Source organism: Lunatimonas lonarensis, from assembly GCF_000390185.1.
GTDB lineage: Bacteria > Bacteroidota > Bacteroidia > Cytophagales > Cyclobacteriaceae > Lunatimonas > Lunatimonas lonarensis.
This window is the reverse complement of sequence record NZ_AQHR01000059.1, coordinates 54672-80503: the sequence shown is the minus strand read 5'-3', so window position 1 is coordinate 80503 and position 25832 is coordinate 54672. Positions and strand designations below refer to the sequence as shown.

At 45.7% G+C, this 25832-nt stretch carries 24 protein-coding genes; 19 read left to right on the top strand and 5 right to left on the bottom strand.

Going from position 1 to position 25832, the window contains the following annotated elements:
* Positions 1 to 48: 48 nt before the first annotated feature.
* On the top strand, positions 49 to 762 hold the full coding sequence (locus ADIS_RS09945; protein ID WP_010854346.1) for a DUF4197 domain-containing protein: 714 nt from the start codon (positions 49 to 51) through the stop codon (positions 760 to 762).
* 7 nt (positions 763 to 769) lie between these two features.
* On the opposite strand, the gene ADIS_RS09940 is transcribed toward ADIS_RS09945, so the two are convergent.
* Together ADIS_RS09940 and hemW are read right to left on the bottom strand one after the other, a co-directional pair.
* The gene (locus ADIS_RS09940; protein ID WP_238325422.1) at positions 770 to 1198 is read right to left on the bottom strand and encodes a DUF721 domain-containing protein; all 429 of its coding nucleotides are present in this window, start codon (positions 1196 to 1198) and stop codon (positions 770 to 772) included.
* A 50-nt stretch (positions 1199 to 1248) separates the two neighbouring features.
* A complete protein-coding gene (gene hemW / locus ADIS_RS09935) occupies positions 1249 to 2373 on the bottom strand; it encodes a radical SAM family heme chaperone HemW (protein ID WP_035805475.1) in 1125 nt (374 codons plus the stop codon).
* A 233-nt stretch (positions 2374 to 2606) separates the two neighbouring features.
* Between hemW and ADIS_RS09930 the strand changes: the two genes are divergently transcribed.
* From ADIS_RS09930 to porN, 9 genes are all read left to right on the top strand, one after another.
* A complete protein-coding gene (locus tag ADIS_RS09930; protein WP_051113301.1) occupies positions 2607 to 3506 on the top strand; it encodes an SMP-30/gluconolactonase/LRE family protein in 900 nt (299 codons plus the stop codon).
* Positions 3500 to 5233: a BamA/TamA family outer membrane protein gene (locus ADIS_RS09925; protein WP_155907355.1), complete on the top strand. Its 1734-nt coding sequence runs from the start codon at positions 3500 to 3502 to the stop codon at positions 5231 to 5233. Before ADIS_RS09930 ends, ADIS_RS09925 begins: the two co-directional genes overlap by 7 nt.
* Positions 5234 to 6358 carry a DUF4271 domain-containing protein gene (locus ADIS_RS09920; RefSeq protein ID WP_010854341.1) on the top strand — a complete coding sequence of 375 codons (1125 nt, stop codon included), beginning with the start codon at positions 5234 to 5236 and terminating at the stop codon, positions 6356 to 6358.
* Positions 6359 to 6384: 26 nt separating this feature from the next.
* Positions 6385 to 7158 (top strand): uroporphyrinogen-III synthase, encoded by a 774-nt coding sequence (locus tag ADIS_RS09915; RefSeq protein ID WP_010854340.1) that lies wholly within the window; start codon positions 6385 to 6387, stop codon positions 7156 to 7158.
* A 77-nt stretch (positions 7159 to 7235) separates the two neighbouring features.
* Positions 7236 to 8213 (top strand): PorP/SprF family type IX secretion system membrane protein, encoded by a 978-nt coding sequence (locus ADIS_RS09910; protein WP_035805473.1) that lies wholly within the window; start codon positions 7236 to 7238, stop codon positions 8211 to 8213.
* Between the two features lie 118 nt (positions 8214 to 8331).
* The gene (gene porK / locus ADIS_RS09905; protein WP_035805471.1) at positions 8332 to 9426 is read left to right on the top strand and encodes a T9SS ring complex lipoprotein PorK/GldK; all 1095 of its coding nucleotides are present in this window, start codon (positions 8332 to 8334) and stop codon (positions 9424 to 9426) included.
* 58 nt (positions 9427 to 9484) lie between these two features.
* Complete coding sequence (porL, locus tag ADIS_RS09900; RefSeq protein WP_010854337.1) at positions 9485 to 10294, top strand: type IX secretion system motor protein PorL/GldL; 810 nt, start codon at positions 9485 to 9487, stop codon at positions 10292 to 10294.
* 53 nt (positions 10295 to 10347) lie between these two features.
* Entirely contained in the window at positions 10348 to 11949 is a 1602-nt protein-coding gene (gene porM, locus ADIS_RS09895) for a type IX secretion system motor protein PorM/GldM (protein WP_010854336.1), read from the top strand.
* A gap of 49 nt (positions 11950 to 11998) precedes the next feature.
* Positions 11999 to 12811 (top strand): type IX secretion system ring subunit PorN/GldN, encoded by an 813-nt coding sequence (porN, locus tag ADIS_RS09890; protein ID WP_010854335.1) that lies wholly within the window; start codon positions 11999 to 12001, stop codon positions 12809 to 12811.
* Positions 12812 to 12923: 112 nt separating this feature from the next.
* On the opposite strand, the gene uvrC is transcribed toward porN, so the two are convergent.
* The 3 genes from uvrC to porW are packed head-to-tail and all read right to left on the bottom strand — an operon-like array spanning position 12924 to position 19733.
* Positions 12924 to 14717, bottom strand: a complete 1794-nt coding sequence (gene uvrC / locus ADIS_RS09885; protein ID WP_010854334.1) for an excinuclease ABC subunit UvrC — start codon at positions 14715 to 14717, stop codon at positions 12924 to 12926.
* 53 nt (positions 14718 to 14770) lie between these two features.
* The gene (locus tag ADIS_RS09880) at positions 14771 to 17083 is read right to left on the bottom strand and encodes a penicillin-binding protein 1A (RefSeq protein ID WP_010854333.1); all 2313 of its coding nucleotides are present in this window, start codon (positions 17081 to 17083) and stop codon (positions 14771 to 14773) included.
* 1 nt (position 17084) lies between these two features.
* On the bottom strand, positions 17085 to 19733 hold the full coding sequence (porW, locus tag ADIS_RS09875) for a type IX secretion system periplasmic lipoprotein PorW/SprE (protein WP_238325421.1): 2649 nt from the start codon (positions 19731 to 19733) through the stop codon (positions 17085 to 17087).
* A 123-nt stretch (positions 19734 to 19856) separates the two neighbouring features.
* Between porW and ADIS_RS09870 the strand changes: the two genes are divergently transcribed.
* The 9 genes from ADIS_RS09870 (at position 19857) to atpA (ending at position 25811) form a co-directional block, all read left to right on the top strand.
* Complete coding sequence (locus tag ADIS_RS09870) at positions 19857 to 20726, top strand: M23 family metallopeptidase (protein WP_010854331.1); 870 nt, start codon at positions 19857 to 19859, stop codon at positions 20724 to 20726.
* A 1-nt stretch (position 20727) separates the two neighbouring features.
* Positions 20728 to 21096, top strand: coding sequence for a bactofilin family protein (locus ADIS_RS09865; RefSeq protein WP_010854330.1), 369 nt, complete (start codon positions 20728 to 20730; stop codon positions 21094 to 21096).
* A gap of 14 nt (positions 21097 to 21110) precedes the next feature.
* Entirely contained in the window at positions 21111 to 21323 is a 213-nt protein-coding gene (locus ADIS_RS09860; RefSeq protein ID WP_010854329.1) for an AtpZ/AtpI family protein, read from the top strand.
* A gap of 5 nt (positions 21324 to 21328) precedes the next feature.
* On the top strand, positions 21329 to 21721 hold the full coding sequence (locus tag ADIS_RS09855) for a hypothetical protein (protein WP_051113300.1): 393 nt from the start codon (positions 21329 to 21331) through the stop codon (positions 21719 to 21721).
* An 18-nt stretch (positions 21722 to 21739) separates the two neighbouring features.
* Complete coding sequence (atpB, locus tag ADIS_RS09850; RefSeq protein ID WP_035805469.1) at positions 21740 to 22768, top strand: F0F1 ATP synthase subunit A; 1029 nt, start codon at positions 21740 to 21742, stop codon at positions 22766 to 22768.
* A 43-nt stretch (positions 22769 to 22811) separates the two neighbouring features.
* Positions 22812 to 23069: an ATP synthase F0 subunit C gene (gene atpE / locus ADIS_RS09845; protein WP_010854327.1), complete on the top strand. Its 258-nt coding sequence runs from the start codon at positions 22812 to 22814 to the stop codon at positions 23067 to 23069.
* A gap of 68 nt (positions 23070 to 23137) precedes the next feature.
* Positions 23138 to 23632 carry a F0F1 ATP synthase subunit B gene (gene atpF, locus ADIS_RS09840; protein WP_010854326.1) on the top strand — a complete coding sequence of 165 codons (495 nt, stop codon included), beginning with the start codon at positions 23138 to 23140 and terminating at the stop codon, positions 23630 to 23632.
* Positions 23633 to 23635: 3 nt separating this feature from the next.
* Complete coding sequence (gene atpH, locus ADIS_RS09835) at positions 23636 to 24196, top strand: ATP synthase F1 subunit delta (protein ID WP_010854325.1); 561 nt, start codon at positions 23636 to 23638, stop codon at positions 24194 to 24196.
* Positions 24197 to 24230: 34 nt separating this feature from the next.
* Positions 24231 to 25811 (top strand): F0F1 ATP synthase subunit alpha, encoded by a 1581-nt coding sequence (atpA, locus tag ADIS_RS09830; protein ID WP_010854324.1) that lies wholly within the window; start codon positions 24231 to 24233, stop codon positions 25809 to 25811.
* Positions 25812 to 25832 lie beyond the last annotated feature (21 nt).

Here is a 25832-nt window from a genome sequence, read left to right as displayed (position 1 = left end):
CCATAAAGGAGCCAATCAAAAGCTACCGAATCTTTAAATCTTTCAACTATGGAAAAACTCTTCGCTTACTTATTTTTGGTTACAAGCATCGCCATGTTTGGATGCTCGGGTGCTGATGTGAACAGGTTTATTCAGGGAGCCTCTCAGGCTACGCTTAGCAACGACGATGTTGGAAATGGCCTTAAAGATGCCCTTGTCAAAGGAATTTCGGTAGGAGCGGATCGTGCCGGCGTGGAGGATGGTTTTTTTAGAAATGAACTCATCCGAATCGCGCTTCCCCCGGAATTAAGAAGTTTGGAAAATACCATGCGGCAGTTTGGTTTGGGATCGGAAGTAGACCGGGTGTTGCTGACCATCAACCGTGGAGCGGAAAATGCGGCAAAGGAAGCAAAGCCGATTTTTATCAGTGCGATACGACAGCTGACCATTCAGGACGCATTTTCGATCCTGCGAGGAGATCAGGATGCGGCAACACGCTTTTTGCAGCGTACTACATCAGCCCAGCTTACGGAGCTATTTCAACCCAAAGTGCAGGAATCCCTCAACCAAGTGGGGGCAACCCGCCATTACACAGATTTGGTCAATGCTTACAACGCAATTCCGACCACGCGAAAAATCAATCCCGATCTAAACGCTTACGTCACGGAGATGGCGATCGATGGGCTATTCAAGCTAGTTGCCGAAGAAGAACTTAAGATCCGTCAGAATCCTGCGGAAAGAACCACAGCGATCATGCGCCGGGTATTTGGTTCGATCGATTGATGCCCCGCTAAAGAAAAACGATGTCCTTGATGACCTGGTCGCCGTACTTTTCGGCGATCAGGTCCATCACTTTTGATTTGTGCATCATCAGTTCTTTTTTGATCGCTCCGGAGCTAAGGCGAATATAGAGTATCCTGTTTTTAACCGATATGCTGCTGGTACGGCTGGCAACCGTCTTACCCATGAGTGATTCCCATTCTGCTACAACTTTTCGTTCATTGTAGCGATCTTTAATCCGGTATGCTTCGAGTAGCTCGTCAAAAACGTCCTTAAGGGGTGCGGTGTCTCGTTTTCTGCTGCTATCTTTTTGTTGCCATTGCATAATCAAAGGTAGGAATTTCTGACCATATTTCGATGGTACTGGATTGCGGACATAGGCACGTACATACCGGATCTGCTTGGCAAAAGCTAGCTCATTGGATCGAGGTGCTTCCAAGGATTGCAAAGAATCAATGAAAGGGCGGCGGCAAATCACTGCATTTTAGGTCATATAAAGAGCTTTGCAGAGATACTGTCCGCCAAAATCTTCCCAGACCTACTGAGTGTCAGGGAATCGTCTGCATGGATCAGCCAACCATTATCCTTTAAAAACCTGATTTCGTGCTCTTTATCAATGAGTAGATCCCAGCCGAAAGTGCTGCGAAAGAAGGGTAGGTCTACCCCCCAGATGGTTCTCAGCGCGGTCAGTAGGTATTCGTTTGCCCTATCCTCGGGACTAAGGATGTCAACTTGAAAAACCGGTGTGCTGGATGTAATTCCTTTCATATACCGCGCATTATTCGCAACATTACTTCCCCGGTGCTGCCCATCAAATGAGTGCGCACTTGGTCCGATGCCAAGATAGGGAACGCCCCTCCAGTAGTTTGTATTGTGAAGGGCAAAATGGCCTGGCTTGCCAAAATTGGATATTTCGTATTGGATGTATCCTGCTCCAGTCATGGCATCCAACAGTAGGTTAAACTCATCCGCAACGAAGTCTTCGGTGGCTTCCTTAAACTTCCCTGAAGTCTTCCATTGTCCCAGCGCTGTCTTCCGCTCTATGGTCAGGCAGTAGCTGCTTATATGGCCTGGATCCAACGTCAAGGCCATTTCCAAATCCTTTTGCCAGTACGTATGATTATCAGCCGGGAAACCATACATCAAGTCGATAGATAGTTTCGAAAACCCGGCGCTTCTTGCCAGGTCCAAAACTCTCAGGGAATCACTTGCTGTGTGGGCACGGTTATAAAAGCGCAAAATCGGTTCTTGAAAACTCTGTATTCCAATACTCAGACGGTCTATCCCTATCTTTTTGTAGGCAGCCAGTTTTTCCAGAGAGAGGTCATCCGGATTAGCCTCCAACGTAACCTCCTTCAGTGCCAACGGAAAGTGGATGCTGATCAGATCCAATAGGTATTCTATTTCCGAGGCAGCAAGAATCGACGGCGTGCCTCCACCAAAATAAATGGTCTCAACTTGGGTGCCTTCTGGCAAATAATTCCGTCGTTGCACCAATTCCTGACCTATCGACAGCAACATCGTATCTCGGTAGGCCGTTTGGGTACTGAAGTGGAAATCGCAATAATGGCATGCCTGCTTGCAAAAGGGAATATGAACGTAGACGCCTGACATTTTTGAGTGAATAGGGAACAGTGTCCCATAGCGAAGGATTTACCGCCCAAATTAGAAAGAGTTTCGGTATAAATCGGAACTTAGAACCTGCCGATTTAAAAAAATTAGTAATTTCGGGGCTATAGTATATTTCTTTAGCTAGCTGCCCCGGAATGGAGGCAGTGGTGCGTCTGTGCACTAAGATAGGCGATGCAATTATGATGGAAGAAAGTATGAAACCAAAGAAATTTAACATGCGCTATTGGATAACCGTTTTTTCAGTTTTGTTTACCGGAGTAGCCTATGCCCAAATGGAAGTAAAAGGGAACCTGGTGGCAAAAAATGCACAGGTAAAAAAGGTAGCAGACGGCTTCAAATTCACGGAGGGGCCAGCTGTTGATAGACCCGGCAATGTGTACTTTACCGATCAGCCCAACAATAGAATCCACAAATGGACTTTTACAACAGGGGAAGTGAGTACGTTCATGGAAGATGCGGGCCGATCCAACGGACTGTATTTTAACCTGAAGGGAGAGTTGTTGGCCTGCGCGGATATGGACAATGAGCTTTGGTCGATTGATAGGGATGGAAATCAGCAGGTCTTGGTGGAGGCGTTTAGAGGCAAAAAGCTCAATGGTCCCAACGACCTATGGATCAACCCAAGGGGAGGGATTTATTTTACCGACCCATTGTACAAAAGGGATTATTGGGAGCGGGATCCAGCCATGCAGCAAGATGGTGAACACCTTTATTATCTCAGCCCGGATGGAGTACAGTTGTTTCGTGTGGATGAAAACCTTGTGAAACCGAACGGGTTGGTCGGAACACCGGATGGAAAGAAGCTGTATGTAGCCGATATAGGGGCGAAGAAAACCTATGTCTATGACATCGAAGAAGACGGATACCTGACCAATCGGCAATTGTTTGTCGAAATGGGTTCCGACGGGATGACGATCGACCACCGTGGAAATGTGTATTTGACCGGGGATGGCGTTACCATCTTTAATAACAGGGGTACAAAAATCGGTCATATTCCCATCGATGCAGGTTGGACTTCCAATGTCTGTTTTGGGGCTGGAGATCGCAAGACGCTTTTTATCACGGCCATGGATGCGGTTTACACATTGGAAATGAAGGTTAGAGGCGTTTGGTAGTAGCTCGGATATGGTTGCTTATTTGGGCTGGCGTCTTCGTGCAAATAGCCGCCGCCAGCGCGGTATCAAATGACACCTTATCCATTCAGATTACCGGGGAAAAAGTCTCCAAAGAAACGGTCTATCTACCCGACTCCCTTGCAAGACACCAATATGTGCAGGAGCAATTGCAGCGACTGCGGAGTGAAGGGTTCCTTTTGGCACGGGTAACTTCGTCTAATCTTTCATCTGCCCACCGTCAAACAGTGGAAATCCAAACCTCGCAACGGTTTGAGTGGATGGAGCTACGTCGGGGGGATTTGCCTGAATCAATACTTTTTCGCGCGGGATATGATTCGCGGGCTTTCGAACAGAAGCCCATCAACTATGACCAGCTCGTTCGGCTTTTTGAGAAAATTCTAGACCACTCACAGCGCTCTGGATTCCCCTTTGCCTCCGTGAAATTGGACAGTATCAGCCAATTGGAAGGGAAGCTCGCAGCAGCCATTCACTACGATGCCGGCCCGTTCATTCGTTTTGACACACTTAAGGTCACGGGAGACAGCAAAACACGTCCCTTATTTTTGGCTAGAAGTCTGCGTATCCAACCTGGAGAACCTTTCTCCCAGCGGCAAGTAGACCGTTCGCTTCGATCCCTACGTACGATACCCTACCTTCAGGTGGTAGGCGAACCCAGTTTGAGTTTTCAGAACGAGGAAGCTACACTCTATTTGCCCATCAATGACCGGCGCATTAACAGCGTGGACGGAATCATTGGGGTTCTTCCAAACGAAATCGAAGGAAACCGGCTGCTGGTTACCGGCCAGTTTGACGTCTTGCTCTACAATGTCTCCGGTAAGGGAAGAAACTATCAGATCAACTGGCAGCGGCTAAGCCAATTCTCCCAAAACCTCCGGCTAAATGCCTCTGAGCCGTTGGTATTTGGGACGGGTATAGATGTAAACGCTTCTTTTTTTCTGCTAAAAGAAGATACAACCTTTTTAAACCGAGACTTTAGGATAGAACTTGGCTATCGCATAAATCCGGTGTTGTATATGCGTTTTTTCAGCAGGAGACAGGCAGGAGACCTTCTTTCCACGTTCCATTTACGGGATGCCACCCGATTGCCACCGGCTGCGGATTTTCGCTTTACCAACTATGGTGTCGATTTGGAATATAAGGCATTGGATGATGCTTTTTTCCCCAAACGGGGCAGCCGGGCAGATTTGGAAATCGGAATTGGCAATAAACGGATCCTTCAAAATACGGGTTTGCCTCCCGAACTCTACCACAACATGTTGGGGCGATCTATCCAGTACTATGCGGAAGCCGGCTACAGCCTCTATCAGCTTTGGGGACCGGCCTTTGGTAACCTCATTCGCTTTCGCGGAGGTCTTATGGAAAACCCCAACCTGCTCCTAAATGATCTTTTTAGGGTTGGCGGGCTTAAAAGTATCCGAGGCTTTAACGAAAACCATTTTTTTGCTTCCCGATATGCGTTCATGAATTTAGAACCGAGATTTTATTTTGATACTAGTTCGTATTTCTTGATTTTTGCAGACGCTGCGGTGATGGAGAGCGGCTTAAATGAGCGACAGAGGGATTTTCCCTATGCATTTGGAGGAGGGTTCAGCATGCAGACCCGTGGAGGGATCTTTCAGTTTGTCTATGCCCTCGGAAAATCAGCAGACCAACCCCTTGGCTTTAATTATTCACGGGTACATTTTGGCTATACCGGAAGATTTTAAATGAACAGAACAACAACAGCCCTCTTTGTTTTTTTCTTCCTGTACATCTTCATGGTTGCTTCCAACTGCCATTCGCAAGTATTGGAAAATTACGACTCCCGGATTTCTTACCTACCGCCAAGTGAATTTTATTCCGCGTCTGTTGGGGTTCAAGTAGCCGTGGATCTGGGCAGTTTCCCTCTGAGCACGTTGATGGTTCATCTACCACAGGGATCCAGCCTTTTCCTTGATACCATCCTCTGGTTTCAAACAAGCCGGGATACTACGCTGATGTTGCCGTTAAAGGATGCGCAGCAAGCTCTGTCGATGGAGGCGGGCGAAATGGTGCTAACCATTTACCGAAAAGGAATTCAAAAAAAGGATGTTTCCGTTCAGAAGATGGGTCCTATCGTCAGTGATCGTGGAGTAACAGCGTCCCAGCTTCTTCTATTGGATTCCTATTCGACCCGAAACCGGGATGTATTTGAGGAGTTTTTTTACTCGGCCTTGCTGTTACTTTTACTCTTAGCGGCCCTGTTTAAGGTCATCAATCCATTGGTATTGCCCATGTTTCTCAATCCCCGTTACTTGGTGTCTTCGGAGGATTTTACAGAGGGAGGTTCATTTACCAAATTATTCAACAACGCGCTACTTTACTACCTGTTGATGTTAAATATGTTGCTGATGCTATTGTTTTTGACGATATCAAAGCATTTGGACATCGCCCCTCTTGGTATTCAGTTGTCCAATGACCTGAACCACTATTACTTTTTGTGGATAGCAGGCACCCTGATTTTGATGTTTGCTTCTTTTTTAAAGTTTATTTGGCTTCGCATGAATGTCTTTATTTTTGGGATTTCCCGATTTGAGATTCCCCACTTCCTGTTCATTCTGCGTGTACTTTCTATTAGTTTGGTGCTGATCTTGCTCGTGATGTTGGTGGTATTGGCCAACGGCTATTCGTCCATGGGGGATTTGGCGGTGTTTTTCAATAAGGCCTTCACAGGGTACTATTTGCTGTCTCTCGCGCTGTTGGCGACCCTCATGCGGAAAAGACTATCGTTTAAGAATTATCATTTATTTTCGTACATTTGCACCTCGGAATTAATCCCCTTTTTGGTAATTTCAAGATTACTCATCGGGTAAACCTATTAAATAAAAGGACAAGTAAAATGACCAAGGCCGTAAAAGACAGACTCCAGCGCGTCAGAAGCATACTCGTTTCACAGCCAAAACCTTCCGATGAAAGGTCTCCTTACTTTCAGTTGGCCGAGAAATACAAGATCAAAATCGATTTTCGTCCCTTTATTCAGGTAGAGCCGGTGCCGCTGAGGGAATTCAGAAAGCAAAAGATCGACATTCTCAAACATACGGCGATCATCTTTACCAGCCGAAACGCGATCGATCATTTTTTTAGTCTCTGCCAAGAACAGAAGATCGAAATGCCGGCAGACATGAAATATTTCTGTATCTCTGAGCAGACCGCCCATTACCTACAGAAATACATTGTGATTCGAAAAAGGAAACTTTTTGTGGGCAGTAAAACAGCCTCAGATCTGTTTGATTACTTCAAGAAACATAAGGGAGAGAAGTACCTTTTTCCCTGCTCCGATATCCGAAAGGAGGATATCCCCGACTTCTTGACCAAGAATAACATCAATTTCACGGAGGCAATCATATACCATACCGTCCCCGCTGATTTGTCCGATTTGAAGGATATCAAATATGACATTCTCGCGTTTTTTAGCCCCTCCGGGATAAAATCGTTATTTCAGAATTTTCCTGATTTTGAGCAAAATAATACGCGGATTGCCGCTTTTGGGCCAACGACCGCGAATGCCGTGCGGGAGCAGAACCTTATTTTGGATATCGAAGCCCCGCTACCAAACGCGCCTAGTATGACCGGTGCTTTGGAGCTTTACATAAAAAAGGCAAATAAATTGTAACATCTTTTAATCATTTGTAAGGTAAATTGAGTTAAAATGTGTACAATAGATTTTCGAAATCAAAATGTGATTCACACATGATACACGGAGTTTGCCTGAATGTACCCGTAAAGTGGATTATTGTTGTTATTTGTATCCTCACTCCCCTAGCGGTACAAGGGCAGCAAGACGCACAGTTTACACAGTACATGTACAACGGGTTATTTTTCAATCCGGCAAATGCAGGCAAGGAAGCAGGACACTCCATAACGGCCCTTCATCGAAGTCAGTGGCTATCCTACAGTACGGCAACAGGAGCCGGAGGAGCACCAACCACTCAGCTTATCACCGTTTCCAGTGCCTTTGAAAAAACCAATTTGGGTGTGGGCCTTACGGTCGTCAACGATAATATTGGTGCCTTCAATAACCAGGAGGTGAACTTGGCACTTGCCTATCATTTACGGATGGGAAGAGGGCGGTTGAGCCTCGGTGCATCGGGTGGTTTTTTCTCCAGTACAATTGATTATGGCAGCTTAGAGGCGGTAAACCCAGACCCGATCATCGGCTCGGATGGGAAGGAGAATCAAATAAATAATAGCATTTCGTTTGGATTGATTTATGATCGGTCAAATTTTTATGCGGGGGCCAGTATTCGGCATTTCAACGAGCCCAGTTTTGACCTGGGGGAGGGATTTGAAAATAAGTTGGAAAACCATCACTATGTGGTAGTTGGCTACCGAATAAACACTTTTGCCCTTTTCAGTGTTGAGCCAAGTATATTGCTTAAATCCATATCGTTGAATAATTTTTCGTACGATGTAAGCGTTATAGGCACGTACAACAAGCGGATGAGTGCAGGCCTTGCTTACAGGGGCGATGAATCTGCATCTATCCTCATGGGATACAGCCTTTTGAAGGACAATTCACTTCGCTTGGGCTATGCCTTTGATTTGGTGGTGGGAGGGCTTGAGGCCAAGTCTCCCACGACACATGAATTTATGCTGAGCTACAATATTCCTCAGGCAAAAAAAGAATTGGAAAGAGTGATACAGAGAACACCGAGATTTAGGTTCTAAAATATCAGTACTACAAAAAATAGCATGAAGTAGTGCTTTTCTGACAATTTCTACTAAATTTCGATTTCTTTCATTCTGTAATTGGTTGGAATTGAATGTAATTAATTTAATGTCATTTATGTTAAGAAAAATGGACTCGCGTTATTTTGCTCTTGCCGTTGGGCTAGTGATCGCGACACTTCTCCAAGGCTGTGGGCTATTTGGCAGTAAAGGTGCAGCCAGTGAGAAGTTAAACCGACGGGGGGAAGTGACCGGGGTGCCAAAGCGGTCCGGTTGGCAGCAAGCACTGCCCCACCAGATGGTACCCGTAAAAGCGGGTACATTCTGGATGGGCCAGGCGGATGAAGATATTTCCCTAAGTATGTCGTCCATGAACAAACAGGTGACCATCTCCGAGTTTTTTATGGATAAGTACGAGGTGTCGAACAACAAATACCGGCAGTTTTTGGAAGCAGTTCGCATGGGAGATTTGGCACTAGGCACCCCTACCACACAGGCCGACCCGCCGCAATTCAACATTGAAGAGCTAATCCCAGATACCACCGTTTGGACGAAGAGTTTTACGCATCACTATGGAGATCCCTTGATGCAGTACTACTTTGACCACCCAGCGTTTGACGACTATCCGGTCGTTGGGGTCAGCTGGGATCAGGCCAAGAAATTTTGCGAGTGGAAGTCATACCATATGAACGCAAATGACCGATCGGAATTTGATATGCCTCGCTTTAGGCTTCCATTTGAAGCCGAATGGGAATACGCGGCAAAAGGGGGTAAGGATATTGCCAAGTACCCATGGGGCGGCCCCTATCTTAAAAACCGACGAGGGTGCCTAATGGCCAACTTTAAACCTGGACGTGGTAACTACATTGATGATGGCTTTGCCTACACCGCTCCAGTAGATGCCTTTGCTCCAAATGGTTTTGGTCTATATAACATGGCAGGCAATGTCGCCGAATGGGTAGAGGATGCCTACAATCCAGCGGCAAGTTCCATGGTATGGGACATGAACCCCACATTTTTTGACGAGAACGAGCCAAGAAAAGTGGTTCGTGGAGGATCTTGGAAAGACGTGGCGCATTACTTGGAGACGAGTGCTCGTAGCTATGAATACCAAGACATGAAAACGGCCCACATTGGGTTCCGAACAGCGATGACCTACATCGGCAGGTCCGGTTCCATGAGCATGAAGACAAACAGAAGAAGTAGAAGATAATCTTAGCAACTATTTACGTTTAGTAACCAAACAATCGCCCTTTTTTATCAATCAGATTATGTCAGCAGTAAACAAAAACACATTATCGTATAAGTTTTATGGAATCATCATGCCAAAGATTTATGGCATTGGAGCTTCTATTGTGATCTTGGGTGCCATGTTTAAGATTTTGGACTGGCCCTTCGCTTCACTTATGATCGGCGTGGGACTTTCCACTGAGGCCGTTATCTTTTTTCTTTCCGCCTTTGAGCCAAAATCAGAGGAGGTCGATTGGACGAGGGTCTATCCAGAGCTCGCAGATGATGCGAATGTTGGTGCTACGCCGGTAAAAAAATCCGTTAAGGCGACTGATAATTCTACCCAAAAATTGGATCAAATGCTGGAGAATGCCAAGATAGGCCCAGAACTCATAGAGAGCTTGGGTAAGGGCATTCAGCACTTGGCAACTTCCGCAGAGAAAATGGGTACGCTTGCCGATGCAACCGTCGCCACAAACGATTATGCACAAAATGTACGGAAGGCAAGCCAAACGTTGATCTCAATCAACGATTCCTATGAGAAGACTGCGTCCGCGCTTTCAGAAATGTCTGCTGCAAGTCAAGATGCTAAGCAGTACAGGGATCAGATTATTAGCGTAACGAAGAATCTCAGTGCGCTGAACAACATCTATGAGATGGAGCTTCAGGATTCACAGAATCATGTGAAGGTAATCAACAAGTTTTATTCCAATATCACTGCTGCAATGGAAGGCCTAAATGAAGCAGGAAAAGAAACCCAGGCGTTCAAAACAGAGTTGGCAAAACTAAATGCAAATGTAAACTCACTAAACAAAATCTATGGAGGAATGCTGTCGGCGATGAAAGGCTAATGACAGCCCCTTAGGTAAGTTACATTTGGTTTTAGGGTAAAAACAACAAATATATGGCAGGTGGAAAAGAAACACCAAGACAGCGGATGATAGGTATGATGTACCTAGTCCTTACCGCTCTTTTGGCCTTACAAGTTAGTAACCAGATTCTGCAAAAATTCATTCTTTTGAACGACGGCTTGGAACGAACATCCAAGAATTTCAATCAAAAAAATGATTTTGCGATCAATATTATTCGTACGACCGTTGAACAGCAGGGAAACAACGAGAAAGACGTTCCAAAGGTAGAGGCTGCGCAGCAGATCCGAACGCTAAGCCGAGAGGTTTTTACCTACTTGGAGGAAATTAAGAATAGACTTATTGATGAATCAAACGCAAAGAATGCAGAGGGTAACTTTAAGACTGCTGCGTTAAAAAACGTTGATATACCAGGTAACATATTCAATAACAATAGGGTTGGGTATGAAATGCAGGATAAACTGAACGAATTTCCTGCTGAGGTGAGTGCTATTCTGGCTAGTGTAGGGTTGGATGTAACCTTCGATAAGATCGCAAATGATGCCAAGGACATCGACATTTTCAAGAATGATGTGGATGTAAAATATAAAGATTACGTAAATCTAAACTTCGTGAAATCTCCGGTTGGTGCGGTTATTGCAATAATTAGTCAGCATCAAAACGAAGTATTGAATATAGAGAGCGAGGCACTTGCTTTGCTGACCAATTCATTAGGCTCGTTTATCTTTGAAGCAGATAAGCTAGTGGCAAAGGTGGCTGCCAATTCCAATATCGTAGCAGCTGGTACTCGCTTTGAGGCTGACATGTTTATAGCGTCTTCTTCCTCCGGAGTTCAGTTACGGATGACAGCTGATGGCCGAGAGATTCCCGTACAGGAGGGTCTTGGTAAAATCGAATTTCCTGTAGCGCCGGCCAGCAGTTACGATGACAGGGGGCTAGCAGCGCGTACATTACGGGGTGAGATTGTAGTTCCGATAGGTGGCGTGGATAGCGTACTCACTGTAGATTATCAGTATTTCGTTGCGCAGCCGGTCATTCAGGTGTCCTCGGTGGTGGTTCGTCAACTATATGCAGAGTGTGCCAATGAGCTCAATATTGATGTTCCGGCGTTGGGCAATGCCTATGCGCCTGAGTTTACGGTTACTGGTGGACAGGCGATCAAGGGTTCAAGACCTGCCGATGTGACGATTATACCAGCTTCTAGTGGAAAGGTAAATATAACCGTAGCGAGTAGCGGAAACCGTATCGGTTCGCTTGAGTACGATATACGTCCAGTTCCTGCTCCTACTGTCAGGCTGTTTAATGGCGATAATGCGATTGATCTTCAAAATACCTTTCCATTTCCAGGCCCCCGGCAGCTTAAAGTTCGTGCGATTCCTGAACCGACCTTTGCCCAGACTATGGCCAGGGATGCCAATTTTGAGGTGTCGGCAGGAGAGGTTAGATTGGTAAGAAACGATGTACCTCGGGCAAGCGTGCGGATCTCCGGTGAGAATGTGTCTACAACAAGCTTGTTGGCAGAAGCCCAAGCAGGTGACAAATTGATCGTAATCGTGAACGAGGTTACCAGAACCAACTTCCAAGGTAATAAAATACGTAGTCAATTAAACGAGGTTTACACCATCAATATACGATAGCGATAATCGATTCGTTAAATTGGTAGGATAAAGCCATAAAAGGAGTATTATGAAAGTATTTAAGGGACTTATGATGGTTGGGATGGGTTTAGTGCTCCTCCTGATCGGCGAGCCGGTACAGGCACAATCCCCTACCTCCCAAAATCCCTCCGTATGGGGTGATTCGGGGATGAAGATGGATACCATCTTTTCCGTCCTTCCTATTCGCGAGGACGACAAGCTGTATCAGATAGCTATCTGGCGGCGTATCGATCTACGCGAGAAGTTTAACCTACCTTTTTACGGTACAGGAGGACTTAAATTGGGAGGGATAATGCGGAACATCCTAAAAGCGGTAGAAGATAACGAGCTCACCCCCTTTGCAGATGAAGATTTTACCAGGCAGATGTCGATTACCGATTTCCAGAAGAATTTTTGGATCAATGAGATAGGTGATAGTATCTTCGTTAGAGATTTGTATTACGTAGACTTCAAGGAGGACTTTCTTTTTGACAGAAACCGTTCGGAAACAAAGTTTGACATTAAGTACATTATCCTTACAATGCCCTCGGAGACCAATAGTAACGCAGGTGAACGTACCATCGGATATTTTAGGTACAAAGACTTTTACGAGCACTTTAAGGATCATCCGGAAGCTAAGTGGATAAATTTCCAAAATCCGTCCAAGAACATTCCCTACAACCAAGCTTTCGATCTTCGTTTATTTCGTTCGGTCATTAGGAAATATACCAACCCCGATAATGCCTTGATTGCGGATATGGTGGATAACAGCGATCCAAACGCACGGATGTTGGCCTATCTAAAATCGCTTGAGTTCGAGTATAAATTGTTGGAATGGGAAAATGACCTTTGGGAGTGGTAGTATTTCCAAGCTAAGTAAAAGTAGTGTCTTTAAAAAAAGCGATAGCTGTTCATTCAGCTGCCGCTTTTTTTATTCGATGCTTTCGAGAGGAATGTTGTTTCCTTTGATAAAGCTACTGGTTAAGTTGATAAAGCAGTTTTTGGGTTTTGTCTTTTCCAATGATAGCTTCCAGCTCTTCTTTTGTAGCAGCCTTAATCTTTTTTACAGATTTGAAGTGGCTGAGCAATTTTTCCGCAGTGTTTTTTCCAATACCAGGTATGTCTGTGAGTTGGGTTCCAAACGCTTGTTTGCTGCGCACATTTCGGTGGAAAGTAATAGCAAAACGGTGGGCTTCATCTCGGATTCGTTGGAGTAGGCGTAACGATTCTGATTTTTTGTCAATGTAGATAGGGTAGGAATCTTCAGGAAGATAGATTTCTTCGAGCCGTTTGGCGATGCCAATAATGGGTACCTTTCCATAGATTCCCTGGGTCTTTAATGCGGAAACGGCAGAGGATAGCTGACCTTTTCCGCCATCTATCACGATTAATTTTGGCAGGGGCTTCCCCTCTTCTTGTATGCGTTGATACCTTCTTCCAACCACCTCTTCCATACTGGCAAAATCATTAGGCCCTTCTACGGTTTTGATGTGATAGTGACGGTATTCTTTGTTTGCAGGCTTGCCATTTAAAAAGCAGACCATGCTCGCAACGGGATGGGCACCTTGAATGTTTGAGTTGTCAAAGCATTCGATGTGATCGGGTAATTCAGGCAGGGACAAATCACTCTGGAGCTGTCGCAGGACACGGGATTTTTTGTCACTGACCTCTCCCGCAAGCAATGCCTTTTCCTTTTTGTAGTATAATGCATTTTTTAGGGATAGATCTATCAGTTTTCGCTTGTCTCCGATCTTGGGTACGATTACCTGAAAATCAGTCAGCTCGTCCTCTATTGGGACGTTTACCAAAATTTCTTTTGCATCGCTCTGGAATTGATCCCGGAGACGAATAATTGCGGTCAACAACAATACAGATTCCTCCTCATCTAGGCGTTTTCTTAGTTCGACTGTCTTTGAGAGAATTAGGGCTCCCTCTTTGATTTTTAGGTAGTTTACAAACGCGACCTTTTCATCTACTACGATCGTAAAGACATCCAGACTTCCGATGCTTTGACTTATTACCAATGATTTTGCCTGGTATTTTTCCAATAAGTCCAGTTTATCCTTGTAACGCTGGGCTAGTTCAAACGCGAGGTTCTGGGCAGCTTCCTGCATCCGATCTTTAAAGTAAGTTTTCGCAATGCCCAGATTTCCTTTAAGAATATACTTGGCCTGTTCGATGTCTTTCTGGTAATCCGGCTCGGATTGAAGGCCTTCGCAGGGGCCAAGGCAGTTTCCAATATGGTATTCCAAACAGACCTTGTATTTCTGCTCGTAAATTTTATACGGTGAGAGATCCAGTTTACACGTCCGGATTGTGAACAGGGATCTGATTAGATCCAACACGTTGTTCATCGCTTTTACACTGGCAAAGGGACCAAAATAGGTTCCTCTGGAAGGGATTACTTTTCGGGTTGGGTAGATACGTGGGAAGTTTTCCTTTGTAAGGAGGAGGTAGGGATAGGTTTTATCGTCCTTGAGGAGGATATTGTACTTGGGCTGGGCCTTCTTGATCAGGTTGTTTTCCAGCAGCAGGGCATCGAACTCGGAGTTCACCAGGGTAAATTCGATGCGTCGGATTTCCTTTACCATCCGCCGTGTTTTCTGATTGATGCCGGCATTGCTACCAAAGTAGCTGGCTACCCGTTTCTTCAAGCTTTTTGCTTTGCCGACATAAATCAGTTCCCCCGATTCATTGTAATAGCGGTATACGCCAGGCTGATCAGGTAGCTGATTGTATTCGTCTGGACGATAAGCAGGTGTGTCCATACCGGGAGGTTTGTTACCAATAGTAACGGGCAAGCCCTGGGATTCCCCCGTGGTTAAAAATCGGTTGTTTGGCTATCAAATTGGAAATCATCGAAGTCTGGTCGATTCAGGTCATAACGGGAACAGTCAATCTCCATGCTTAAGGGTCTATCCGGAATAGGGAAAGGCCCCTTTGTTATTCCTAGGGAGGTGTCTTCATATACTTTTGCCATGAAGTTCGTCCAAATAGGCCTTGCGGTACGCGATCCTTGTCCACTTATCCAGCTTCTAAAGTGGATGGCTCGGTCATCGCCTCCCACCCAGACGCCGCTTACTAGATCCTTTGTTACGGCCATGTACCAGCCGTCGGATGCATTTTGGGTCGTTCCGGTTTTTCCGCCGATTTCATTTCCCTGGTCGCGTAATGTCCAAGGGACCCCTTGGCTGGTTCCCCCTTCTTCCTCAGTACCACCTCGGAGCATGTACAACATCAAATAAGCGTGCTCTTCGCTCATGGCCGGGCGCTTTTTGGGAATAAACTGATGGAGTACGTTTCCGTTTTTATCTTCTATCCGATCTATATAGATAGGCGTAATGTGTTCGCCTCGGTTGGCGAAGGTCCCGAAGGCACCTACCATCTCCAATATGGATACGTCACTTGTTCCAAGCGCCAACGCCGGAACCTCATCCAAGTCACTGGTAATCCCTATTCGATGGGCGGTTTCTACCACGACCCGGGGGCTCAGTTTTTTCATCATATAGGCAGTGATGGAGTTCACCGACTGTGCCATGGCCTTTCGGATGGTCATGCGTTCATAAGTGAATTTTCCATCCGCATTGTCTGGACGCCAGATCGGTTGGTTTGGAATGCTTACCTCTACAGGTTGGTCTATTACGGAGTAACAGGGGCCATACCCGTTTTCGATCGCCGCGGCATATACAAATGGTTTGAAGGTCGAGCCAGGCTGTCGCTTCCCCTGCTTTACATGGTCATACTTGAAGTGCTTGTGGTTTATACCTCCTACCCAAGACTTTATGTGACCTGTATGGGGATCCATGGTCACAAATCCGGTCTGTAAAAACTTCTTATAATGGCGAAGTGAGTCCATAGTGCTCATGAGCGTATCTATTTCCCCTTCGGTCCAGGAGAACACGCGCATGCGCTTGGGCTCGTTTAGTTTGATTTGTATGGAGTCTTCCTTATCTCCGTATCGCAATTTTAACAGGCGATAGGCTTCTGTGCGCTTTACTGCATTTTCGATGAAATTCGGTATCGGTCTACCACGGTTGTCAATCCATGGTTCGCGGTTGCCCACTTCCTGCTCGAACTTTTTTTGTAGATCCTGCATATGGGCAGCCACTGCTTGTTCTGCGTACCGCTGCAATCTGCTGTCTACGGTCGTAAAGATCCGCAAACCATCTCCAAACAAGTCATACGATGAGCCGTCTGGTTTCAAATTTTCCCGTGACCATCGAAGAAGATCTGCCTTTACCACTTCGCGGAAATACGTAGCCAGTCCCTCGTTGTGGTTTTCTACTCTGTACTCGAGCTCAATGGGAAGTTTACTTATGGAGTCCCGTTCGGCTTTTGTCAGGAAATTATACTTTTCCATTTGGATAAGTACGGTGTTTCTTCTGCGCAGACTGTTTTCTGGGTTAAAAACTGGGCTATAATACGTGGGTGCCTTGAAGAGTCCGACCAAGGTAGCAGCTTCCTGTACAGCCAAGTCGTTTGGTTCCTTGTTGAAGAAAGTCTTCGCAGCTGTTTTGATACCATAGGCATTGCTACCAAAATCGGAGGTGTTCAGGTACATGGTGAGGATTTCATCCTTAGTATAGGATCTTTCCAGTTGGGTGGCCACGATCCACTCCTTACACTTTATAATGAGCATGTTTAACCCCGGTATGCGGCTAAGGGCACCCTGCATGTCTTTTGTACGGGTTTTGAACAGGTTTTTTGCGGTTTGTTGGCTAAGGGTACTACCCCCGCCTGCACCTTTCTGTTGTAAGATCAGGCTCTTGAACAAAACCCGGATCATTCCACGTGCGTCAATCCCGGAGTGCTTATCAAAACGCACATCTTCCGTGGCAATCAGCGCATTGATTAGGTTTCGGCTGAGTTCGTTGTAGGTGACCGGGCTTCGGTTTTCCCTAAAATACTTACCCAGCAATACGCCATCTACCGAATATAATTCCGAAGCCAATTCACTTTCGGGATTTTCCAGTGACTTGAAATCTGGCATGCTGCCAAAAAGGCCTAGGAAATTCGAATTGACGGCCAATATGAACAAGACGAAACCGATAATGCCCGCAGCAAAAGCCAGCCAGAGGTATTTGATGGCCTTTTGGATATTGAACCCTGAGGTAGTACGCTTTTGATTTGCCATTTTATTCGTTGTAAGACTTCCGGAAGAAAGCCCGGTATTCGTCGAGGTCTTTGCGTCGATTCAGTTGTTGGAAATTTTCTATCGAAATGACAAAACTACTGATTTTTGAATCCTCCGGGAGGTTTTCCGTGTTAAAAGAATTTAAAAATTGAGTTCTGTAAAGGAGTGCTTTTTCGGCGTTGGAAAAGGGACTGATGATTACAATGGTGTTTTCCCTGTCCAACGCAATCGTTCCTGTTCGCAGGCGGTCATTGGGGAAGTTGGATGTGTGAAATTTTTCCAAATCAGCGGTTAGATTTTTGGACTCATTCGCCACGCGTGGTTCCATCGCCAGAATGAATACATGGGTCTGGGATTTGTTTTCTTTATAAATTTGCTCTTCGAGAGGTCCTTCAGGCTCGGCATTTGGTTCGTTTTCCGCCCGTACTGCCTCCTCTTCTATTTGCTGGCCTGCCTCTGCCAAAGAGTCGTCCATCGTATTGCCACCACCAATTCCATCCAGCATTTTTCTTGCCAAATTTATTAAAGCAGGATCAGAGGCGTTAAGTAGGTAATTTTCCAGTTTGGTTCGGTACTCTTCCATCTCGCCCATTTTACCTGTATTCATGATATCCAACATCAATAGCCGATCGGTATTTTTTGTCAATGGGTAATTCTCAAGAGTTGATCTAAGGAGGTCTTTTGAAGCGGCGTATTGGTTTTTCTGGTATAGTTTATAAGCTGCGGCATAGTTTTGGGAAGATTCAAAGTTCGCCTGTGTACCCGATACCGACTCTGGATTATTTACGGATTTGGTATATTGGGACTCCGGAAATTCCGCATTCAGTAGATCAGCGTATAAAGTATAATTCTGGCCAAGTTCACGTTTTGCTAAGTAAAGGGTGTAATAAGCCTCCGGTTTTTTGACCGTCATTGGATAATCCCTTACCAACATTTCCAAATAGAAAATGGATCGCTCGGCTTCTTTCAGGTCAAAGAATAGTAGCTTGCCCAAGTTGAAATAGGCATCCTCCATTTCGTCGATCAATCTATCTACGGCTGCCTTGTCTTTGGGAATGGTGGCCAACAAGCTCTCCCGATCTGGCAGGTTCAAAGCAGCTTGTGCGGAGGAGATTGATTGATTTTCGCTTTCGTTTTCGCCTTCTCCCAGGTCTTCGGGCATTTCTGCATTGGAGGTTTCCTGAAAACCACGAGAACTCCGTCGCCAGTTATCCGTAAGCGGTCTCCCTCCCCAGACTCTATTGAATTCGAGTGCGCCCTGGGACATAGCTGTGGGATTGTTCCAATAGAAGGAAGTACCCGATCCCCCACCGGCCGAAGCGAGCAGGTTATCAAAAATACTGGGCGTCTTTTTGTTTCGTTGTATTTCGGCCTCTCTGAGCAAACGCTCTTCCTCCTTTCTCAAAAACTCGTCTACATAGGCTTCCTGTTCCTCGAAAGTTAACCTACTAAGTGAAATCAGGCTGTCGTTTTTTTGGATGAGTTCAAAATTGAGGGCATACTGATCGAAGACCTCTTTTCTTGCTGCCAGTGCCTGGTAGTTTCGGTCTCCTTCCCTAAACTGCTTCAGCGCACTGTCCAGGTAGTATTTGGTGGTCAGAAAATCGTTGAAATCCTTTAAATAAATATCGGCCAACTTTTCATAAATATAGCCTTTTTGACGTCGGTTGTCCGTGGGTTCTTTCGCGGCGAGTGTCAGAAGTCGGATGCTTTCCTCCTTCTCGTCCTGCCGATGCTCAAAAATGGCTTTTTCATACAGAATCACGTCGCGAAACTCGATGTTCTTTCGGTCTTTATACAGGTCATCGTAATATCCCCTGACCCTTCTTAAGTCTTTGCTTTTGCTAAGTTCCGCCACCTGCTGGGAGTAGAGTGAAGCAAAGAAGGTTCGCTCGTAGCTAGGACTGCCACTGATGGATTTTTGGTAGTATTCATAAGCAAAAGCGTCCAGTCCGGCCTGTTGGTAGAGTTGCCCGAGAATGAAATGGATCCGCGATATTTCTTTTCTTTCCTCAGCATACTCCAAGGCCCGGAACAACGCCGGGGCGACCATGTCCACTTCACCTTTTGATTCGTAGTAGTAGGCCAGGGTCTGGTACAGCAGGAAGCGGTTCTCACTGCTAACTGCACTTTCCTTGGACAAATAATCCATCACGTATACGGCGTCATCAAACTTTCGTAAATCGATGAATGACCGAAGTAGCCCAATCAAAGAAAGATGCCGCACCTCGTCTTGGGAGCTGTTTACGTTAAGGTATTTGAATGTATTTTGCGCTTCATCAAATTTGCCCTGATAGTAATCGATCTTACCAAGAAGATAGTAGGAAGGGTCAACCCACTTACTGATGCGGTGCCAATCTATGGCTTTGGAGGCTAGGTCTCGGGCCTGTTGGAGCCTCTCGTTGTTGGCTTCGATCACCGCGCTGTCTATTGGGTAAAAAACAGGTAATGGCTGCGAGTAATCCTCCTCGTATTCCGCGATGATGTTCTCTTCGACTTCCCTTATTTTTTCCAGTGCCAGGAAATAAGCGTTGTATTTTGCCGTTGTATTGTGATACAAACGGTTGACAAACGTGTTTTTTTGGGAGGTACATGCGGTTGCCAGCAAAACAGTACCAAGCAAAGCTATATGTTGAATTTTAAATCTCACGCGCTGAAGGAGGGTTCTGGCCCCAATTAACTGACTGCAAATTACCTCAATAAAAATAAATATGTAAACACTTCCATTAATATCCTATTTTTGCACCGGTAAGTTGATTCAAACAGACGCAAGTTGAGCCTTAAACAGAAACTAAACGATTGGATAGAGACGAAATTTCTCTTCGTAATCCGAAGAGAGGAGGATTTTTCTGTCATCACGTCTATCAGTATTACGAAGATACGGATCGCTTTATTGTTGTTTCTTCTCCTTATAACTTCTTTTGGGATTTCACTTCTTCTTTCCAAGTCATTATTGGCAAGGTGGTTTGATCCGGCCTACATTGAATCCGAAAATACAGCAAAGATATTCGAGTTGTCGGAGGTTGTAGATTCGCTGATCCTTGAGGTACAGGCTAAGGACCGGTATGTCAAGAACATTCAGAAAATCATCTCCGGTGATGAGTTTCCAGATGATTTGGCCTTGGAGCAGGAACCGGCGCAGCTCGAAGTTAATCGGGGAGAAATTGATCTCTATAAATACAGCGATGCGACGCTAAGCGTCATAAGCGAGTTTGAATCTATGCCGCTGGATGAAAATAGCTTTGGCCGCATCAGCAACAGTGCCTTTGCGGATACTTATTTCTTTCCACCTTTGAAAGGCGTAGTAGTAAGCGGCTATATGCCATCCAGGAATCACTTTGGCGTTGACATCGTTGCGGCCGAAAACGAACCGATCAAAGCAATCGCAGAGGGAACCGTGATTTTTGCCGCTTGGACCTTGGAAACCGGCTACGTAGTGGGCATACAGCATTCGAACGAGCTGATTTCTATTTACAAACATAATTCAGTAATATTGAAGTCCGTTGGTGACGCCGTGCGGGGGGGGGAGATTGTGGCCATCATCGGAAATACCGGAGAACTGACAACAGGACAGCACCTTCATTTGGAACTTTGGTACAAAGGGAATCCCCTAAACCCCCAGGAATTCATTACGTTCGACTGATATGGCAAGCAATAAGGAAGAAAAGCTAAGAACTACCGAAATGGTTACCTCCAGCAATCTGGTGGCTGCCGGGACGGTTATCGTCGGAAATATAGCCACCCCCGGCAATATTCGGGTGGAAGGCACGGTAGAGGGTTCCTTGGAGTCGCAAAATAAGATAATCGTTGGGGACTCGGCGGAAGTACACGGTAACCTATCTGCCAAGGAAATTGAAATAGCTGGGCATGTAAAAGGTGAGATTCGTTGCAGTGGCGCACTTTTTCTGAAGAAAACTGCCGTGATACTGGGTGACATCTACACCAAAAAGCTCATCATAGAAAACGGGGCCGAACTGAACGGTAAATGTAATATGGGTAATCAGGCCGATTAATAAAACCCATTACCATGAGCCCAAAACCACAGGATCCTACTCCCACCTTTACACGGTTTATAGGCTTGGCCTTTCAAATGATCACACTTATTGGCCTTGGCGGCTATTTTGGCTATCTACTCGATGCACGGAGTTCCTCCAATTTTCCTACATGGTTGTTGTCTGGATCTCTATTGGGGACAATTATTGCCTTCTATCAGTTGTTCAAAAGTCTACCCAAATCCTAATTACCATGGTGGCAGATCTGCAGAAGAGACACGCGAAACAATGGGCACTGTATACTCTTTGTTTGGTGGGTATTTTGGTACTCCTAGGGCAATTGCTTGGACAACCGTATGTTCATCAAAAAATCGCGGCCCTGATGGTATTTTTTTCACTTCTCACCCTTCTAACGGGCATGCTTTCAATCACTTTGCTGAAAAACGACAAATTTAATTCTGTGTCTATTATTTTAGGTAGCACAGTTCTGAGACTTATTTTGAGTCTGCTGTTTGTTTTTGTCCTTTTATGGGGCGGAGATGAAAATATCCTTTGGTTTGTGATTAATTTCTTTGCAATTTATTTGTTGTACTTATTGTTTGATATCTATAGCTTAATAACTAACTTGCGCCTTCATTTGAAATAGGCAAAATATTAGACGTTGATGGTTCGCAAATTTGTAAGCTTAACTGCCTTAATGTCAGTACTTTTTCTGGCGTTTTCGGCGAATGTCGTAGCGGCTTCCGGTGGTGATGAAGATAAGACTGGATTCATCATGCATCACATCAAAGACTCCCACGAATGGCACTTCGCTACCATTGGTCACACTCACCTGACGCTTCCGCTTCCCGTCATCATCTATTCCTCCGACAGAGGTTTTGAGTTTTATTCTTCGTCTAACTTTTTGGATCCTGAGACCCACCGGTTTGGGGTTGAGTTCAACGGGTATTATATTGATGAGCACGACAAATTAAGAGCGGTAGACGAAAGTAGGTCTTTTATCGATCTTTCAATCACTAAGAACGTAGCGATGCTGTTTTTGGTTTTGCTAGTTGCGTTTTATTTGTTGCTATCTGCATCAAAACATTATAAAAAGAACCCAAACGCAGCCCCGAAAGGCATTGCCTCTTTTGTTGAGCCCATCGTTATTTTTGTTCGGGATGAAATTGCGATTCCGAACATAGGGCCAAAATACAAGAAGTTTACACCATATCTGCTTACCCTGTTTTTCTTTATCTGGATAGGCAATCTACTAGGCTTGCTTCCCGGTGCGGCAAACCTGACTGGAAATATCGCTGTAACGGTAACCTTGGCAATCATTACCTTTCTGGTAACTAATATTAATGGCAATAAAGCCTATTGGAAGCACGTCGTCGCAACTCCTGGCGTACCATTGCCGCTTTTGTTGATCATCGTTCCGGTAGAGATCATCGGTTTGTTTACCAAGCCCTTTGCCCTTACCGTCCGACTCTTTGTGGCCATTACGGCGGGTCACATTGTAATCCTGAGCTTTATCGGATTGATCTTTGTCTTCGAATCCTATGCAGTAGGTGTAGCAAGTACCCTGATGGTGGTGTTTATCAATATCATCGAATTGCTTGTGGCCACGATACAGGCCTACGTGTTTACCCTGTTTTCAGCGATGTACATAGGTGCTGCGGTAGCGGACCACGGCCACGATGACCACCATTGATTTGGAATTTCTTTGTTCAATTATTTATAAATAAATCACACGTATGTTAACTTCATTATTATTGACTGCCGGTTTTGCACTCATGGGTGCGGGTATTGGTGCCGGAATTGTAGCGATAGGCGCAGGTCTTGGTATCGGTCGTATCGGTGGACAAGCCATGGAAGGAATTGCACGTCAGCCGGAGGCTGCTGGAAAGATCCAGACAGCTATGCTGATCATTGCAGCTCTTATTGAGGTGGTTTCCCTATTTGCAGTGGTAGTATGTCTACTGATTGCATTGAACGGTAACCTTACTTTCTAAAAAATTGGGGACTGGCGCTAGGCCAGTCCCTCTTTATGCATTGAACAAACAAGAAGAAATATAGCATTATGGATCTGATTAGTCCTGATTTAGGTTTGATTTTATGGCAAACGATCGGTTTTGCCATCCTATTTATCATCCTAGCCAAATATGCGTGGAAGCCGATTCTCTCTGCTCTGGAAGAAAGGGAGGGAACCATCGAGACGGCACTTTTGGCGGCGGAGCAGGCCAAAAAAGAAATGGCCAGCCTAGTGGCAGAAAATGAGAAAATCCTCCAGGAGGCAAGAATCGAACGAGATCAAATCCTCAAGTCTGCCAATGAATATGCGGCAAAGATCATGGAGGAGGCAAATGAGGCTGCTTCAAAGGTAGAGGCTAGAATGATAGCCGAGGCCAAAGCACAGATACAAACAGAAAAAGAGGCCGCCTTGACGGATGTGAAAATCCAAGTTGCCGAGCTTTCCCTTCTAGTCGCAGAAAAGATTATCCGGCAAAACCTTACGGGCGAGCCAGAGCAGAAGCGATTGGTGCAGGAATTTGTAAAGGAAATTAAACTGAATTAAGGCATGTCCGAATTTAGAGTGGCTTCCCGTTATGCCAAATCATTGCTGGAGTTGGCGGTGGAAAAAGGCATACTGGACCAAGTACATCAGGATATGGTCGGGCTGTCCCAGCTGGCTGTGAGTAATAGTGAATTCGCAGCAATGCTTAAAAGTCCGGTTATAGGATCCGAAAAGAAGTTGGCCGTTTTGGAGAAAATACTTAGCGGGGCTGCATCTGAACTGACGCTAACTTTTGTCCGGTTGGTTTCCCAAAAAGGAAGGGAGCCCTTCATTCCCGCCATGGCGGAGGAGTTTCACCGTCAGTACAACATACAGCAGGGCATTCAAACCGCTGAGGTCATCACAACTTTTCCGTTGGATGCAGCGCTTAGGAAGCAATTTGAGCAGATTGTAAAGGAGGTATCCGGCAAGACCAATGTAGAGCTTTTGGAGAAAGTGGATAGCAAACTGATTGGTGGATTCGTGCTGAAGATTGGCGATCGGCAGTACGATGAATCTATCAACAGTAAACTCCGCAAATTGAAGCTAGACTTCACGCAAAATCTTTACGAAAAGAAATATTAGTTAATCCAAGTATATTATTTAATTCGATATAAGAATGGCAAATGTAAGACCTGATGAAGTTTCGGCTATCCTGAAAGAGCAGCTTTCCGGAGCCAGGACTCAAGCGGAACTGGAAGAAGTGGGTACCGTCCTTCAAGTAGGTGATGGTGTTGCCCGTATATATGGACTTTCCAAGGCGCAGGCCGGTGAATTGATCGAGTTCGAAAATGGCATGAAAGCCATGGTGTTGAACTTGGAAGAGGATAATGTAGGAGCTGTATTGTTTGGTGATTCAAAAAGCATCAAAGAAGGTGATACAGTAAAGAGAACCCGTCAAATCGCCTCTATTAAAGCCGGTGAAGGAATGTTGGGCCGGGTGGTGGATACCTTAGGTCTTCCCATAGATGGAAAAGGCCCCCTTTCTGGCGAGTTGTATGAAATGCCTTTGGAGCGAAAGGCTCCGGGTGTTATCTATCGTCAGCCGGTAAACGAGCCACTTCAGACAGGTATCAAATCCATTGATGCGATGATCCCTATAGGAAGAGGACAGCGGGAACTCATCATCGGTGACCGACAGACCGGTAAAACGGCTGTAGCGATCGATACCATTCTAAACCAAAAGGAATTTTACGACAAAGGAGAACCTGTATATTGTATCTACGTTGCCGTAGGACAAAAGGCCTCTACGGTTGCAAACGTGGTGGCTGCCTTAGAAAAAGGCGGTGCATTACCCTATACCGTTATTGTAAGTGCTGCTGCCGCGGATCCGGCTCCCATGCAGTTTTTTGCGCCCTTTACTGGTGCGGCCATTGGTGAATTCTTCAGGGATACCGGAAGGCCTGCTTTGGTGGTATACGATGATCTTTCAAAGCAAGCCGTTGCCTACCGTGAGGTGTCGTTGTTGTTGAGAAGGCCTCCCGGGCGGGAAGCTTATCCCGGAGACGTTTTCTACCTACACTCTAGGCTATTGGAGCGTGCGGCCAAAATAAACGCATCGGATGAAATTGCCAGCCAAATGAACGACCTTCCGGAGTCTATCCGGCCTTTGGTAAAAGGGGGTGGTTCGCTTACAGCCCTTCCCATTATCGAAACACAGGCAGGTGACGTCTCCGCCTACATCCCTACCAACGTGATCTCCATCACTGACGGGCAGATCTTCTTGGAAACGAACCTGTTCAACTCAGGCATTCGTCCGGCCATCAACGTGGGTATTTCGGTGTCCAGGGTTGGGGGTAATGCGCAGATCAAAGCGATGAAGAAGGTAGCCGGTACCCTAAAATTGGATCAAGCTCAGTTCCGCGAACTGGAGGCGTTTTCGAAGTTTGGTTCTGATCTAGATCCAACAACGAAGCGAACCATCGAGCGTGGTAGAAGGAACCAGGAAATACTGAAGCAGAAGCAATATTCGCCCGTTCGCGTGGAGCTTCAGGTCGCTATTATCTATTTGTCCACCAAGGGATTCTTGGATCAGATACCGGTAGAGAAGGTTAAGGCGTTCGAAAGTGATTTCTATAATCTGGTCAATGCCCAATATGCAGATGCGCTTGTTGCGATCCGCAAGGGAGATTTGGATACTGCCGGTGACCTGCTGAAAAAAGCAACTGCCGAGTTGGCGCCCAAATACAAGTCAGCTTAACTCCTGAGGGAGTTGAACGTT